Annotated in this window: 12 protein-coding genes; 7 read left to right on the forward strand and 5 right to left on the reverse strand. The window is 60.5% G+C overall.

Features of this window, described 5'->3' with window-relative positions:
• Positions 1-98: 98 nt before the first annotated feature.
• From pknB to ACWI8T_RS00820, 5 genes are all read right to left on the reverse strand, one after another.
• Complete coding sequence (gene pknB, locus ACWI8T_RS00800; RefSeq protein WP_449137581.1) at positions 99-2,078, reverse strand: Stk1 family PASTA domain-containing Ser/Thr kinase; 1,980 nt, start codon at positions 2,076-2,078, stop codon at positions 99-101.
• A gap of 121 nt (positions 2,079-2,199) precedes the next feature.
• On the reverse strand, positions 2,200-5,013 hold the full coding sequence (locus ACWI8T_RS00805; protein ID WP_449137582.1) for an FtsW/RodA/SpoVE family cell cycle protein: 2,814 nt from the start codon (positions 5,011-5,013) through the stop codon (positions 2,200-2,202).
• The gene (locus ACWI8T_RS00810; RefSeq protein WP_449137583.1) at positions 5,013-6,167 is read right to left on the reverse strand and encodes a Stp1/IreP family PP2C-type Ser/Thr phosphatase; all 1,155 of its coding nucleotides are present in this window, start codon (positions 6,165-6,167) and stop codon (positions 5,013-5,015) included. Before ACWI8T_RS00810 ends, ACWI8T_RS00805 begins: the two co-directional genes overlap by 1 nt.
• Entirely contained in the window at positions 6,167-6,580 is a 414-nt protein-coding gene (locus ACWI8T_RS00815; protein ID WP_123219567.1) for an FHA domain-containing protein, read from the reverse strand. Before ACWI8T_RS00815 ends, ACWI8T_RS00810 begins: the two co-directional genes overlap by 1 nt.
• Positions 6,581-6,590: 10 nt before the next feature.
• Positions 6,591-7,934, reverse strand: coding sequence for an FhaA domain-containing protein (locus ACWI8T_RS00820; RefSeq protein WP_449137584.1), 1,344 nt, complete (start codon positions 7,932-7,934; stop codon positions 6,591-6,593).
• Positions 7,935-8,020: 86 nt separating this feature from the next.
• Between ACWI8T_RS00820 and ACWI8T_RS00825 the strand changes: the two genes are divergently transcribed.
• The 7 genes from ACWI8T_RS00825 to ACWI8T_RS00855 all read left to right on the forward strand — a co-directional run bounded on the left by ACWI8T_RS00825 (position 8,021) and on the right by ACWI8T_RS00855 (position 15,316).
• The gene (locus ACWI8T_RS00825; protein ID WP_449137585.1) at positions 8,021-9,790 is read left to right on the forward strand and encodes a serine/threonine-protein kinase; all 1,770 of its coding nucleotides are present in this window, start codon (positions 8,021-8,023) and stop codon (positions 9,788-9,790) included.
• 292 nt (positions 9,791-10,082) lie between these two features.
• The gene (gene hemH / locus ACWI8T_RS00830) at positions 10,083-11,093 is read left to right on the forward strand and encodes a ferrochelatase (protein WP_449137586.1); all 1,011 of its coding nucleotides are present in this window, start codon (positions 10,083-10,085) and stop codon (positions 11,091-11,093) included.
• Positions 11,094-11,337: 244 nt separating this feature from the next.
• Positions 11,338-12,237, forward strand: coding sequence for a DUF2797 domain-containing protein (locus ACWI8T_RS00835; RefSeq protein ID WP_449137587.1), 900 nt, complete (start codon positions 11,338-11,340; stop codon positions 12,235-12,237).
• Positions 12,238-12,480: 243 nt separating this feature from the next.
• Positions 12,481-13,164, forward strand: coding sequence for a PAQR family membrane homeostasis protein TrhA (trhA, locus tag ACWI8T_RS00840; protein ID WP_123219561.1), 684 nt, complete (start codon positions 12,481-12,483; stop codon positions 13,162-13,164).
• 117 nt (positions 13,165-13,281) lie between these two features.
• The gene (locus ACWI8T_RS00845) at positions 13,282-14,064 is read left to right on the forward strand and encodes a hemolysin family protein (RefSeq protein ID WP_245910416.1); all 783 of its coding nucleotides are present in this window, start codon (positions 13,282-13,284) and stop codon (positions 14,062-14,064) included.
• 42 nt (positions 14,065-14,106) lie between these two features.
• Positions 14,107-14,868: a PspC domain-containing protein gene (locus ACWI8T_RS00850; RefSeq protein WP_449137588.1), complete on the forward strand. Its 762-nt coding sequence runs from the start codon at positions 14,107-14,109 to the stop codon at positions 14,866-14,868.
• Positions 14,869-14,881: 13 nt separating this feature from the next.
• Positions 14,882-15,316, forward strand: a complete 435-nt coding sequence (locus tag ACWI8T_RS00855) for a PspC domain-containing protein (RefSeq protein WP_114615282.1) — start codon at positions 14,882-14,884, stop codon at positions 15,314-15,316.
• Positions 15,317-15,436: the final 120 nt, after the last annotated feature.

Consider the following 15,436-nt stretch of genomic DNA (forward strand, 5'->3'; position numbering starts at 1 on the left):
CGTTGTCGAATGGCGTTCACTCTATTCGAGAATGCCATTGCGCTAAAAAAGAAGCGCCCCTCGATGAGGGACGCTTCTTGAAAGTAAGGGCTCGACCGCTAGTTCGTCGTGCTTCCGGTGTTGGAAGCGTTGCCGGAGTTGTTCGTGTTATCACCCGTGGAGCTCGAAGATTCGGGCACGACGTAGATAGTGACCACGGTGCCGCTGTCGACCTTCTTTCCGGCGGTGACGCTTTGCTTGGCAACCGTTCCCGGGGTTCCCGAACCAGCGGATGCCGTGTCAAGCGCATAGGCGAGGTTGTAGGAGAGCAGCGTGTTAATCGCTTCGCTCTGGCTCATGCCCGTGACTGGTGGTACGGTGACTTTGTTCTTCTCGGGGTCTTGGCCCTGCGATACGGTGATGGTCACGGTGCCGCCTTTTTCAAGCTTGCCGCCGTTGGGGCTTTGCGACATGACGATGCCTTCGCCGTATTTATCGCTGTAGTCGCCCGTTTCGACCTGCACGGTGAACCCGGCACTTTCCAGCTGGGCTTTTGCGCTTGCCTGGTCGGACCCGACTACGTTAGGTACCGACGTGTCTTCGGGGCCCGTGGAAATCCAATATTTGACCGTGGTGCCTTCGTCGACTTCCTTGCCTGCGGCAGGGTCTTGCCTGCTCACGGTGTCTTTATCGGCGTCGGATGCCTCGTTGCCGGCGTATTGGGCCTTCAGGCCAGCGTCTTTCAGCGCCTTTTCGGCCTGTTCGGATGTCATGCCCGAGAGGTTGGGAATGGAGCCCTTCTTTACACCCTTCGAAATGACGATGTTGATCTTACCGCCCTTCTCGAGGTCGCTGTCGGCTTCGGGGTCTTGCTTGCACACGCGACCCGCTACGGTTTCGGCGTCGTAGTCTTCGGTGACGGTGCCTACGGTGTAGCCGGCTTTTTCAATGGTTTGAACGGCGGCTTCCTGGGTTTGGCCAATCACGTTGGGAACTTTGTCGCCCCCGCCGAGACCTCCCGTTATCGCGAACGCGAGCGCGGCGATAACGGCGATTGCCGCGATGGCCGCGACGGCGATAAGGGGGCCGCGTTTCTTGCTCTTCGCCTTGCCCATGTCGATATCGTTGCCGCCGCGGTATGAGTTCGTTTTCATTCCCGCGTCGCTGCCGATGGGTTGCATAACGGCGGTGCCGCCCGCTTCGCTTGCCATGCCGGGCACGCTGCCCATGACCGACGTGGGAGCGCTTGCGAAGCCGCCCGCCGCACCGGCGATGTTTACGGGGCGTCCCATGAGGAAGTCGTCGAGCGCCTGCTTCATATCGCGCGCCGTTTGGAAGCGGTTGTAGGGGTTTTTGTCCATCGCCTTCAAGATAATGGCTTCGAGGTCGGGCGAAATGTCGGGCTTGACCTGCGAAGGGGGCAGGGGCTCCTCCTGAACTTGTTTCATGGCGACGCTTACGGCGTCGGGGCCGTCGAAGGGAAGTTGGCCCGTGGCGGCTTCATAGAGCACGCAGCCGAGCGAGTACATGTCAGAGGCGCCGGTGAGTTCTTTGCCCTGGGCCTGCTCAGGCGAAATGTAGTGCGCCGTGCCAAGCACGCTGCTCGTTTGCGATTTCACGGAGTTTTTCGCGCGCGCGATACCGAAGTCCATGACCTTCACGTTGCCGTCGGGCTGGACCATGATGTTTTGCGGCTTCACGTCGCGGTGGATGATGTCTTGGTTATGCGCGACGGAAAGCGCTTGACACACTTGGCTGCCGATTTCGGCGACCTTGCGCTGATTGATGGCGCCGCGTTGCAGAATGGCGCTCTTCAAATCGGTGCCACGCACGTATTCCATGACGATGAAGTATGTGCCGTCATCGTGGCCCCAGTCGTACACGTTCACGATGTAGGGGCTCTGCAGGTTGGCCGCCGATGCGGCTTCCTGCTTGAAGCGCGCCGCGAATTCGGGGTCGGCTGCGTATTGCGGCAGCATCACCTTCACAGCGACAATGCGGCCGAGCGTTTGGTCCTGGGCCTTGTAGACCTCGGCCATGCCGCCAATGCCGATGCGCTCGGTGATGCGGTATCGGCCGTTGAATACTCTGCCTATCACGTTTCTCTCCTCACCTTCCGCCGCCGCGGATGGACCTATGGTTAAGCGCTTTTCGGCTGGTGCGTTTTCCTGGTTCGATTGCCGAGCGCTTTCTTTCGTTAAATACCTTATTTTATTCCAACTACAGCAGGCCTTGCGCCTGAAGTGCCGAAGTTAACACCTTCTGCGCACGCACGCTCGCCAGGCCCGATTCGTCGGTGCCGTGCACGCCTTCTTCGATGAGCACAGCGACGGCGACCGAGGGGTTGTCGGACGGTGCGAAGCCCACGAACCAGCTGTCGTTGTATTCCTTGTTCGTCTCGGCCGTGCCGGTTTTGCCGGCGACCTGCACGCCTTGGATTTTTGCTCCCGCGCCAGTGCCGTTGTTCACGACGCCTTCCATCATTTCGGTGATGGTTTTCGCTGAAGAGTTCGACATGACGCTGCCGAGGCTCTTCGGAGTTGCGCTGAAGGAGCGCTCGCCTTGGGCGTTGTAGACGCCTTCAACGAAGTATGGCTTCTCGAGCACGCCGTCGTTGGCAATCGCCGAGGCGACCATCGCCATTTGCAGCACGGTGGCCTGCGGGCCTGCGGGGCTTGCGTGTTCGCCTACCGGCTGGCCGCATGCCGCCCACGCGGTTTCCCACGTGGTCATCTCGTCGGGGTCGGGCATGAGGCTTGCCGTGGTGGGGATGTCGGTGTCAATGGCGCTGCCGAAGCCGAACTTCTGCGCGGTTTTCACGAGCAGGTCGCTGCCGACTTCCTCACCGAACTGGCCGAATGCTGTATTCGACGAAACGGCGAGAGCCTGGGCGAGCGTGATGGTGCCATAGCCAATGTCGTCGGCGTTGGTGACCGATGCGTTGCCGATGGTCATTTGCGCAGGCGCGTCGACGGTGGTGGAAGGCGTGGCGAGGTTGCCCTCGATAAGCGCAGTAAGCGTGACGAGCTTGAATGTGGAGCCCGGCGCATACACGGCGCTCGTGGCGCGGTTGACGAGCGCACCATTCGTGGCGTCGGCGCCGCTTGCGGCCTGGGCCAATATGTCGTCGACGTCGTTGATGTCGTAGGTGGGCGAGCTCGCGCAGGCGAGCACCGCGCCTGTTTTCGGGTTCATGACCACGACGGCGCCCTTGTAGCCCTCGAGCACCGATTCGGCGGTTTTCTGAATCTCGGAATTGATCGTGAGGCGCACGTCGTTGCCGGGCGTCTCGATTCCCGCCATGCTGTTCACTACGTCGGTCCAGCTTGCGAAGCTCGAATCGCCTTTCAGCGCGTTGTTCTGCGAGGCCTCAATGCCCGATGCGCCGTAAACCTGCGAGTAGTATCCCACCAGGTGAGCTGCGAGCGAACCCTGCGGATATTCGCGCGTGTATCCGCCATCGTCTGCCTGCACGCTGTCGGCCAACACGACGCCATCGTATGTGGAGATGGAGCCGCGTTCGGTGCGCGCTTCCTTATAGAGCGTGTGGTTGTTGCCGGGGTAGCTCTGATACTCGTCGGCCATAAACACCATAACGTAGGTGAGGTTCGCTACAAGCGCCGCGAACATGAGCGCGAACGCGAGCGCGGTATTGGTGAGACGTTTGCCCAGGGCAACGCGGCCGAGCACGCCCGTTTCTGCGGGGCGGCCGTGCGAGCCGTGCGCGCCAATGGGGGCCATGCGGCTCGTTCCGTCGCGAACTTCCGAGTTGATGCCGGTGCCCTCGTCGCCGCATCGCAGCAAAAGGCCAATGCCAATGAAGCTTGCGAGCAGGGAAGATCCGCCTTGGCTAATGAAAGGCAGGGTAAGGCCTGTAAGCGGAATGAGTCGCGTAACGCCGCCCACGATGATGAACGCCTGAAGCACGATGGTCACGGTGCAGCCTACGGCCATCATAGCCGACACGTCGCTTTTCGCGCGAGCCGCGGTCGCGAAACCGCGAATGCACAGACTCAAATACAAAAGCAACACGGCGGCTCCGCCGAGCAAGCCCGTTTCTTCGGCGATGGCGGCGAAGATGAAGTCGGACTCAACGACGGGGATGTTTTCGGCGAGGCCGTTGCCGATGCCTACGCCCACCATGCCGCCATCGGCTAGGGAATAGAGCGTTTGGCACAGCTGATAGCCATTGCCCGATGCGTCAGAGAACGGGTCGAGCCAGGTGTTCACGCGAATTTGCACGTGGCCGAAGAACTGGTACAAAAACACGCAGCCAATGGCGGCAAGGCCGAAGCCCACCACTAAATAGAGCTTCTTTCCGCTCGCGATATAAAGCATGACCAGGAACAGCACGAAGCATACAAGCGCGCTTCCCAAATCTTTCTCGAACACGACGATGATGAACGAAATCGCCCACATGACGAGCAGTGGCGCAAGCGTTCCCAGGTCGGGAACGCGGAAGCGGCCAACGCGCACGGTGAAAATGGAGAGCATCTCGCGGTTTTGCGCCAAATACGACGCCAAGAAGATGACGATGCAGATTTTCGCGATCTCGCCTGGCTGGAAGCTGAAAGGACCAAGCTTCAGCCAAATGCGGCTGCCGAGGATTTCCTGGCCGAGGCCGGGAATCATGGGGGAGAGCAGCAAAATGATGCCCAGCACCATGAACGTATATTTGTATTGTGAGAGGCGGTCGATGTTGCGCACGACCGCCAGAGTGATCACCATGCACGCGATGCCCACGAACAGCCAGATAATCTGGCTTACCGCCAAATCGGGCGCGAGGCGCGTGACGAATGCGATGCCGATGCCGGAAAGGCCGAATGTGATGGGCAAAATGGCCGGATCGGCGTTTTTCGCAAGGAAGCGGGTGGCGATGTGCGCCACCACAAACGCGGCGAACAGGCCGAGGGGCGCGGTGAGCGATTCGAGAGAAAGCGCCGTGCCTTGCTGAACGAGCACCATGGCGAACAGCAGCACAACGAACGGCGCCGCCAAGCACAAAAGCAGCAGTTCGGTATTGCGACGGCTCATTATTTGTCACCACCCTTTCCCTCATTGGCGTCGTCCTGCGTTTTTTCGGAAGTCGCTTGCGATTTCCACGTGCTCACGAGCGAATCGGCGTCGGCCACGGAATCGACGCGCATGCCGCCGTTTTCGGTGAGCCTGTCGATGGTGTTTTGCGGAAGGTCCAAATCGTTCGTTTTCACGCCGGTTTTATGGTCGAGCGTGTAGGTTTGGATGCCGAATACCTCGCCCGGCAGGCCGCGGTTCACGACAATCTCGTTATTCGAATCGACGGTAAGAAACGCCACGTGGTTCAAATAGGCATACGAGCCGAAGGCGGTTGCGGCGAGCACGGCAAGAAGCGCAAGCGCGCCGATAATGGCGCCCGTTCGGCTGCGGAACCGCGCTTTTTTCACGCGGGTCTCTTCGTCGCCTTTCACATCGATTACGACGGCGGTCACGTTGTCGAAGCCGCCTGCCTTAATCGCCTCATTTACCAGGATGTTTGCGCAAAGCTGCGGGTCGCAACGACGCACAAGCACGCTTTGGATGACGTCGTCTTCAATCATCGACGAAAGGCCGTCCGAACACAAAAGCAGCCTGTCGCCGCCTTCGAGCGTCATCTCGTAAATATCGGGAAGGGTTCGCGGATCGCTGCCAAGCGCTCGGGTGATGACGCTGCGCTGGGGATGCACGCGGGCCTGTTCTTCGGTGATTTCGCCCGCTTCAACCATGTCGGCCACGAGCGAGTGGTCGCGCGTGATGCGCTGAAGATTGCCGCGATGCAGCAGGTAGGCGCGCGAATCGCCAACCTGTGCCACCACGAGGCGAACTCCGTCGACCACGGCGGCGGTCATGGTGGTTCCCATGCCTTGTTTGCCGCGCCCGTCGACCGCGGCGCGAATAACCGCGCGATTCGCTTCGACCACGGCGCGCGCAAGCGCATCGCCGTCGGCGGTGTCGGGTGCGTTTTCGACAAGCGTTTGGATGGCGATTTCGCTGGCGACCTCACCTGCCGCATGGCCGCCCATGCCGTCGGCGACGGCGAATACGGGTGGGGCCACGGTCAGGCTGTCTTCATTATGGTCGCGAACCAGGCCGACGTCGGTGCGAGAACCGTATTCGGGGAAATCGACCTTGGCGTGGCGGCCGCGGCGCTGGGCCTTCTTTGCGGCGGCCATTATTCGTACCTCACTCGCATGGTGACGTCGCCGATATTGACCACATCGCCGCTCTTGAGCGCGACAGGTTCAGCGATGCGCTGGCCGTTTACGGCAGTGCCGTTCGTTGAACCCAAGTCTTCAACGAACAGGTTTTGGCCCATGATGGAAAAACGCGCGTGGCGCGCGGAAACGTAGCTCGCGCCAATCACGATGTCGGCGCCAGGCGAGCGACCCACGATAACGGGGCCGCGTACGGGCATTTTCACGCCGCGCAGCTCTTTGGGCCCGCGTTCTACCGACACCTCCCAGGCCTTTTCGCGTTTGCGCTGGCCTTTCACCAGGCCAATTCCCGTTTTCATGATGGCGAACAGGAAGAGATACAAAAGCGCGACGAACAGAAGACGGCCAACTAAAAGGACGATGTCGATCACGGAAGGGCTCCTAACGCAGTGAGAAGATGAAATCGGTGATGCCGAGCGTGATGCGGTCGCCGTCGGACAGGCCGCGTCGCGTGACGGGCGCGCCGTTGACGAGCGTGCCGTTGGTGGAGCCAAGGTCGGTAATGACCCAGACGCCCTGCGGTTCGAATTCGATTTGCGCGTGCTGGCGCGAAGCATTCAGGTCGTTCACGACGATGTCGTTGCCCGTTTCGCGGCCGAGGAGCACGCGGTTGGTGGCAAGGTCGTAGGAGCGATTCGATGCGACGTCGATGAGACGCGCGCGAACGGCATTGGCATTGGGAATTTGGTTTGCCTGTGCGGCACCCGCAGTGAACGCGACGGTTCCGGGAACGCCCGCATAAGCGGCATTGCCCGGCATGCCAGGCGTGCCACCTGCGGCTTCGGCGACGTGGGCGACATCGGGGAATGCGCCAGCTCCGCCTGCGGGGTAGGTCGCGGGGAATGCGCCGGGGAACGCGGGGGCCTGCTCAGGCAAAATGACCGGTTCGGGCGCGGGAGGCTGCGGAATGCTCTGCGCGAACGATTGGGCGGCCTGGGCTCCGGCGGCAGCCGGCTGTGCGACGTGCTGCTGGTTGGCGTAGGCGGGAGCTTCGGGTTCAATCACGGGCGGTACGTTGACCGGCGCATGGGGGTCGCTGAAGTTCTCGCTGTTGAACGTGTATTCGCCGTAGTTGGCGTCGTAATCGATTTCGTCTTCGTTGACCTGGGGCAGCGGCGGCTTTGCGACGGGTTGCTGGGCCGCGACGTATGCCGCGCCTGCTGCTGCGCCGTATCCGGGCGCCTGACCGAAAGCCGCATTTCGATTGGGCTGCGCGTAGGCGGGCTGTTGGGGCTGCGCTTGCGGTTGCTGACGGTATGCGGGTTGCTGCTGGGGTTGCTGCGCGTAGCCTCGGCCACCGGCGGGAGCCATGCCGTAGCGCTGCATTTCCTCATCGCGCAGCTGTGCGATGATGGGTGCGCTCACCACTTCGGCGATCACGTCGAATTTTCCGTGCTTCAGGCTCTCGTCCACGATGAAGCGCACGAGCGGCTTGCAATCCAGGGCCAGACCTTCGGAAGACGCTGCCGATTCGAGGCGCGTTTCGGTTTCGCCCGCAAGCGTGGGATAAAAGCCGAAGAGACGCTGGTCGTCGTCGGCGTTCACGAGCACGGTGTAGAGCGTGGGGGCGAATTCGCGGCCCGCACTCACCATTTTCTCGCGGCGCATTTGCTTTTCAGCCTTCTTCATTATTTGGACGGGCGAGATGGGGGCGTTGTTCATTTTCCCCGCTGCACCCTCGAAGGTATCTTCCATTTTGCCTTCGAATTTCGAGAAGAATCCCATGGGCGACTCAAGCCTTTCTGCGGTTTTAGTACGTGAGCTTAAAAAAGATATAATAGCCAACCATTAAAACAGAAAGGCCATGTGGCGTGCAAAATCTCATCTTGAACAGATATAGGCCGCTCGAGGAAGCGGGCGCGGGCGGTTTCGCGACGGTGCTTGCGGCGTGGGATACGCGTATCCAGCGACGCGTGGCTATTAAGTGCCTGCGCCTTGACGGCTACGCGTCGCCCGCTGATGCGCGCTCGCCGCGCGAGATTCCCGGGCTCGATGAGGCACGCACGGCTGCCATGCTGTCCGATTCGCACATTGTGGGTGTGTACGACTTCGACGCATCGGGCGCCCAGGCGTATTTGATCATGGAATACATGGACGGCATCACGCTCACCGAGCTCATGCGCGAGGAAGGCGCGCTGTCGCTCGATGTGGCGACGTGCGTGTTCGAAGCGGTGGCTGGCGCGCTTGAAACGGCGCATGAGAACCAGGTGCTTCACCTCGATATTAAGCCCGATAACGTTTTGATCAATCGGCAAGGCCAGGTCAAAGTGGCCGATTTCGGCCTGTCGCAGTTGTCGCATGCGGCGGGGTATGGCCGAGCGGCGGGTGGGACCATTGGGTATATGCCGCTCGAGCAAATGCGCCTTGAAGCATGTGACGCGCGTACCGATGAGTGGGCGCTCGCTGCGCTTACCTATGAAATGCTCGTGGGCGAAAATCCGTTTCGGGCGCCCGGGCTCGATGCGGCCGAACGCGCTATTGAACAGGCGGAAGTGTTTGTGCCGTCTATGGTGCGCGACGATTTGAACGAGGAGATTGACGAGGCGCTGTTTGGCGCGCTCGCAATCGATCGCAACGACCGATTCGATTCGGTCGAGCTGTTCGCCGACGCCATGCTGCCGCATATGGGCGATGCGCGGCGAGGCGCGCGCGAGCTTGCGGTATTGGTGGGCGAGGCGTGTGACGACGGCGCCGAATTTGATGAAGGGGGCGGCGCGGCGTCGGCCTTCTTGCCGGGACGCGGCGGGGCGTATGCGGGCTTGAGCATGTTCGACCGCATGGCGCCGCGCACGAAGGCGCTGGCCGCGCGTTTATGGGCGGCTGTCGTATGCGGATTCGCCGCGTTCGAGGCGGCTGCGAACATTCCTGCGTGCATGACGATTGCTGGGCGCATGGAGCCGGCGTTTTGGGGCGTGGTGGGCGTCGCCGTCGCGGCGGCGCTCGCGTGGCCCGGGGCTGGCGCAGCGTTTGCGATGAGCGCGCTCGTGGTGGCGCTCGCGCTTGCGGGGTCGCCGTTTTTGGCGCTGGCGCTCGCGCTTGCGGGCGTGGCATGGCTCGCGCTCGGCGGCGCGCGCTGGCACGCCTGCGCGAATGTGGGGGCGACGGCCGTTTTGGCGGGCGCGTTCGGCTTCGCGCCGGCGGTGCCGCTGCTCGCGGGGTATTTCTTGAACATCAAGCATGCGCTCGCTGCCACGGCGTTCGCGGCGGTTTCGGCGTTTTGCCTGGCATGTGCGGGCTCGCTCGATTTAACGGGCTGGAATGTGTTCGCGTTTGGCGCCATGCCGGGCGCGAGCGCTATGGAGAATGCGGCGTTGTCGCTCGTCGCAAGCCCGAGCATGTGGGCGATGGCGGTGTCGTGGCTGGTTGCGGCCGTGGCAGGCTCGCTTCTGTGCGCCCGCGACAACCGCGGCCTTGCGGCCTGCGGTATGCTTGCGGCAACTGCCGTTTTGGTGCTCGGCGTTATCGCGGCGGCGCGCCTTGGCGGCGCTGATTTTCCCGATGTGGCGCAGCTCGCCCCCGCTTTGGTCGCTGGAATCGCCATGGCCTGCGCTACGGCGGCCGGCGTTCCCTCGCGCGAGTAACGTGCGTTGGGGTTGTCGCCTTTGGCGATCTTATTTGCGGTGGACGGCTTACTGCCCAGGGTTGCCTCGATTTCGACGAGGTCGCTCGCAGGGCTGCTGCCGAGTTCGTCGAATAGACATTGGGCCGCGTGCCACGCGTGGCCAAGCGTCTTTCATTACGTCATACGCCGTCATTTTCCTGCGGCTCATGTGGCTGGTTCCGTGCGGGGCCAGCCTCTTTTCGTCTGGTGCTAAAGTTTGGTTCGCTATAAAGGGGGCGTGCGGCTTTTCGCTGCTCGCGTTGCATGGAAGGATGTTTGTTGTGCTGGGCGTTTTGATTCTTAACACGGGAACCCCCGATGCTCCAACGCCCGAAGCCATTCGTCCCTACTTGAAGCAATTCCTTTCCGACCGCAACCTCATCAATGTACCGCGGCTCATTTGGAAGCCGGTGCTCAATTTCTGCATTTTGCCGAATCGTCCGAAGAAGACCGCTGCGCACTATCAGCAGTTTTGGACTGAGGAGGGCAGCCCGTTTTTGCTTACGTCGCTCGCGCAGCGCGACAAGCTTCGCGCCCGCCTGGCGGAGCTTATGGGCGAACCTGTCGCGATTGAACTGGGCATGCGCTACGGAAACCCGTCGACGAAATCGGCCATTGAGGCGCTGCTCGACGCGGGCGTCTCTCGAATTGTGGTTGTGCCGCTCTATCCGCAGGAAACGAAGGCGTGCGCGGGCACGTGCCTGGAGGAATTCGAGCGCGCCTTCGGCGAGGCTATGGCCGAGCATCCCGAGCTGCCGCGGCCGGAAGCGCGCACGATTTCGCACTATTGGAATGCGCCGGGCTATCTCGATGCGCTCGCGCAATCGGTGCGCGATGCGTGGTCGTACGAGCCGGGCAAAAAGCTCGTGGTTTCCTTCCACTCCATTCCCGTGAGCTTTCAAGCGGCGGGCGACACCTATCCCGAATCGACCAAGGCCACGGCCGAGGGGCTGGCGTCCAAGTTGGGCATTGCGCCCGAAGATGTGGTGCTCACCTACCAATCGCGCTTTGATTCGCGCAAATGGCTTGGGCCTTTCCTCGAACCCGAACTGCGTCGCTTGGCGGCCGAAGGTGCGCGCGACGTTGCCGTGGTGTGCCCCATTTTCTCGGTCGATTGCATCGAGACTTCGTATGAGGTGGGCATCGAGGCGCGCGAGGAATTCGTCTCGGCGGCGCGCGAAGCGGGCACCGAGGCGCCGAATTTCACCTATATTCCCGCGCTTGGCGCGGCCGATTCGATTGTTGGCGTGCTGGCCAATCTCATTATGGCGAAGGGCGCGTAAAGCCCCACGTCCCGCGCGCCTTCTCATCGCGCATGGCGTCGCTATTCTTCCTTGTGCGCCATAAAGCGTAGCCTTTGGGCCTCTTTCTGGATGGTGGGGCTTTCGCTTTCGCGGGCGAGCGGGCATGTACCTCTTCGGTTTCGCCGCGAATGCGAAGTCTCGCCTGCACGGCGTTTGCGCTATTATCGAACGCCGAAAGTTTCGCGGCGCGTCGGCGCTGCCATTTGTGAAAGGATTCGCCCGCATGCCTCGTTTCATGCCGAATGCAACGCTCGTGTTTTCTGGGCTCGGCTATGCCGCCGATGGTCCCTATCTGCTGGTCAATGATGTGTATGGAAAAAAGCAGATGCGCCTGCCCGTTCTGGGCCGCACCTTTACGTTCCGCCATACGCAAAAGCGCTTCTGCATTGGACCGTTCGATTTGAAAACCTACCAATCGAAGGCATGCGAAAACAGCGTGGAACTCATGCCGTTTTCCCAGTACAAAGATGACATGTGTCCGGCTTGCCGCGAAGAGACGGGCTTCAATCCCGCTTTCTACAACGCCGACAGCATTTCGGCTCAGCAGCGCGCCTACAACCTCACGCCGCACTTCGTGTACATGGCGTATTTCTCGCCGCAGCATTTGAAGGTGGGCATTTCGTCGGAGACGCGCGGCATCGAGCGCCTGCTTGAGCAGGGTGCGCGCGTCGCGGGCATTTTGAAGCGTTTCGCGAATGCCGACGAGGCCCGCGCGCTCGAGGCCCACTTGTGCGCGCAGGAGGGCATTTACGAAACCATGCGTTTGGGTACGAAGGTTCGCCTGCTCAGCGACCCGTTCAAGGCCGATGCCGCCATTGAAACGGTGTACGAAGCGGCTCGCGCCCATGGCGTTGAGCCCGAGGGCGGCGTGCTTGACCTCACGAAATACTACTTCGGTGATGTGGAAGCGGCGCCCGACATCGTGCAGCTGCCCGACGATTCGCCGAGCGATATGGTCGCTGGTCGCTGCGTGGGCATGGTGGGCGGCATTTTGATGCTCGAGCAGGGCGGAAATGTGTTTGCCGCGCCTGTGAAGGAATGGGAATCGTACGAGGTTGAGATCACGGTCGGCGAACTTTTATGCGAATACGAGTACGAACCGCAGCAAATGGGGCTGTTCTAGCGCGGCATAGTTGGCGCCATACGCAAAAAAGGCGGCGCCACAACCCCTCCCTCGGTGGCACCGCCCGCATTGGAATCATAGCCGTTTTTTCGGGCAAATTCGCCCAGGCGTCGTAAAAAAGTCACTGCACGGGCGGCCCTGTTCCGGGTATATCCATTGGTTGCTCTGTCCTATCGCCGCTCGTTTGTGCCCAAATATGGCAAGGGGGCCGCCCATGGCGGTTGGCATGCTAGAATTGCACCCATGACTACTTTATTAACATCCTCCGCCCACGACACCATGCGCCGCCACAAGAAGGTGCGCGAATATTCCGTGGGCGAAGAAATCGGCAATTCCATTACGCACGGCGTAGGCGCGGCTTTAGCCATCGCGGCGATTCCCATTAGCATTGTGCGCGCTGTCGGCGATGGCGCAGGCGTGCTTTTGGCCGCGGCGCTCATCTATTCCATCTCTATGCTCATGGAATACTTGGCCTCGACGCTTTACCACGCTCTTGCCATCGATGGCGCGAAGCGCGTGTTCAAGGTCATCGATCACGCTGCGATTTACCTGTTCATTGCGGGAAGCTATACTCCCTATTGCTTGGTTACGCTTTCCGAATCGGGCGGCGTGTATCTGTGCGCGTTCGTGTGGGCGCTCGCGATTATCGGCATGGCTGCCGAGGCGTTCTGGACATTCCGTCCTCGCTGGGTGTCGGTCGTGATTTATTTGATCATGGGCTGGTGCGTAGTGGGATTCTTGCCGGCGCTTGTCGAAAACCTCGCGCCAACCGGCCTTTGGCTGCTCGTCGCCGGCGGCGTTTGCTACAGCATTGGCTGCGTGTTTTATGTGCTGAAGAAAATTCCCTTCATGCATATGGTGTTCCATCTGTGGGTGCTCGCTGGCAGCGTCCTGCAGTTTTTCTCGATATTGTTGTTCGTGCTGTAAGCACACCCGCATGGCTGCGGTGATTTATGAAAGCGGTGACGTGCCTTTATGGACGCAGGCCCCACGAGTTCGACCCCTTCTTTTGAAGAAAAGCCTTCATCGAAAGGCTTCCTTTCGATGTTTTTCGGCGACAAGCGTCGCCAAGAGGTCTCCGAAGACGAGATTCGCACAATGGTCGCCGACAACGAAGAGCTCGACGACGAAGAAAAGCGCATGATTCATGAGGTCATGGACCTCGGAGACGCTACGGCGGAAGAAGTTATGACTCCGCGCGTCGACATGATTATGGTGGGCTCCGACGAAACGGTGCGCCAGGCTATCGACCGCATGCGCGGCACAGGCTACTCACGCCTGCCCGTGTTCCGCGACGATGACGATGACATCATTGGCATCGTTCGTTATAAAGACCTCATCGACCCTTTGCTCGAAGATAAAGAAGACGACCTTGCGGCCGATTACGTGGCCGAGGTGGGTTTCGTGCCCGAAAGCAAGAGCTTGCTGCCGCTGCTCAACGAGATGCAAACGAATCGTCAACAGATGGTGATAGTCGTTGACGAATACGGTGGCACCGCTGGTTTAATTACCATCGAAGACATCGTCGAGGAGATCGTCGGCGAAATCGTCGACGAAACCGACTTCGAAGATGCTGACATCAAAGCGCTTGGCGCGGGTTCGTGGTGCGTGAAGGGTTCGTGTCCCACAGACGAAGCGGCCGAGGCTGGCTTCCCCGTGAAGGTGAGCGACGATTACGAAACCGTGGCCGGCTGGCTTATGGACGAATTCGATTGCGTTCCTCAGCTTGGCGATGAATTCGCGAAGGACGGCTTTACGTTCAAGGTGCGCAAGGTGCGTCGCCGTCGCATTTCGGAGCTTTTGGTGACGAAGATAGAGCAGGCTTAAGAGCGCGGCCACGTGCCGCGCGTGACGAGAAGGAAGGACACGTTGGCGGCAACGAGGAAAATTTATCGCTCCGACGATACGGCCATTGCCGGCGTGTGTTCTGGTGTTGCCGAAGGGCTCGATATGGACCCCGCCGCCGTTCGCATTCTCGCCGCGCTGCTCGTTCTTGCTACGTTCGGGCTCTTTACCCTGGTATATGCCACGCTGTGGCTCGTGTTGCCCAAGCATGTGGCGATTTCCCCCGAGACCCTGCCGTGCGACGCGTATGCGGCCGACGGCTCGCCGCGCCCGTGCTTTTCTGAAGACGATTCCCCTTGTGGCATTGGCCCTCATGGCTGGTCGCGTGCGGGCATGTGGATTGGCACCGCAGCGCTTGCGGTGATTACGGCGTTTTCCCTCACGATTATTGCGCCGAAGGTCGAGTGGTGGCAGTTTTTGCCTATCGCCGTTTGCCTCACGGGCGCGGCTCTCATGATCACGCCCTCTCGCAGCATGGCGCGCCTGCGCCGTTTCTCGTTAGGCCTCATGCTCATGTTCTGCGGGCTGACGCTTTTGGCCGTCTCGGTTGGGGTGGTTGATTTTGAGATGCTTCTGTATGGCATTTCCAAGCTATGGCCTGGCCTTTTTGTTGTCATCGGTCTTGTGCTCATTGGGAAAGCCATGCAGGACGATTTGTTCTATTTCGCGGCTGCTGCGTGCTTCGCCGTGCTCTTGGCCGCAGCGACGTTTGGTTTTGCGCCTCCAGCTCCGCTTGAGGTAATCGAGATATCGCCGTCGCCCCTTACGCCGCGCGGCATGTTCTAGGAGGCGTATCGTCATGGCTCAAAATTCTTCAGGAAAACGTGGCAATGCTCCGCAGGTCGCCGTCGTTATTGGCGTGGTGCTCATTCTTATTGGCGCATGGAATCTTGTGAACGTGCTTGTTCCGGCCGCCGCTATTTCGAGTTTGATCAACTTCATTCGTCATTTGTGGAACGTCGTGTGGCCCTGCGGCTTGCTTGCTGCCGGCGGGTATTTGCTGTGGGCGACTAAATCTGGAAAGCTGTCGGGCTTTGCGCAGCCTGGCAACCATGAGGCGTTTCGCCGCTCGCGTGCCGACAAGCGCATCTTCGGCGTATGCGGCGGAATCGCGTATTACTTTGGCGTCGACGCTACGGTGGTTCGCATTATCGCGGTTATTCTGCTCGCCGCATTTCCCCCGATGGCCACGGTGGCGTACCTGGTTATTGCTCTTTTTGTGCCGCAGGTGTGAAGCTGCGAGCGCCATTCGCGGCGTGGATTTTGAGCCCTCTCGGTTTCGCGATATAATAGGATAGTTTTCTTGTATTGGCAGATGCGTTTCGCAGGTCAGCACGTATGTGCTTTCCATCGC

The sequence above is a fragment of the Slackia sp. genome, from assembly GCF_977041755.1.

Coding starts and splice junctions, on each gene's coding strand:
- ACWI8T_RS00845 (WP_245910416.1), top strand. CDS start 13,282: ATGTTTTTCGGCGACAAGCGTCGCCAAGAGGTCTCCGAAGACGAGATT.
- ACWI8T_RS00835 (WP_449137587.1), top strand. CDS start 11,338: ATGCCTCGTTTCATGCCGAATGCAACGCTCGTGTTTTCTGGGCTCGGC.
- trhA (WP_123219561.1), top strand. CDS start 12,481: ATGACTACTTTATTAACATCCTCCGCCCACGACACCATGCGCCGCCAC.
- ACWI8T_RS00855 (WP_114615282.1), top strand. CDS start 14,882: ATGGCTCAAAATTCTTCAGGAAAACGTGGCAATGCTCCGCAGGTCGCC.
- ACWI8T_RS00805 (WP_449137582.1), bottom strand. CDS start 5,013: ATGAGCCGTCGCAATACCGAACTGCTGCTTTTGTGCTTGGCGGCGCCG.
- ACWI8T_RS00820 (WP_449137584.1), bottom strand. CDS start 7,934: ATGGGATTCTTCTCGAAATTCGAAGGCAAAATGGAAGATACCTTCGAG.
- ACWI8T_RS00810 (WP_449137583.1), bottom strand. CDS start 6,167: ATGGCCGCCGCAAAGAAGGCCCAGCGCCGCGGCCGCCACGCCAAGGTC.
- hemH (WP_449137586.1), top strand. CDS start 10,083: ATGTTTGTTGTGCTGGGCGTTTTGATTCTTAACACGGGAACCCCCGAT.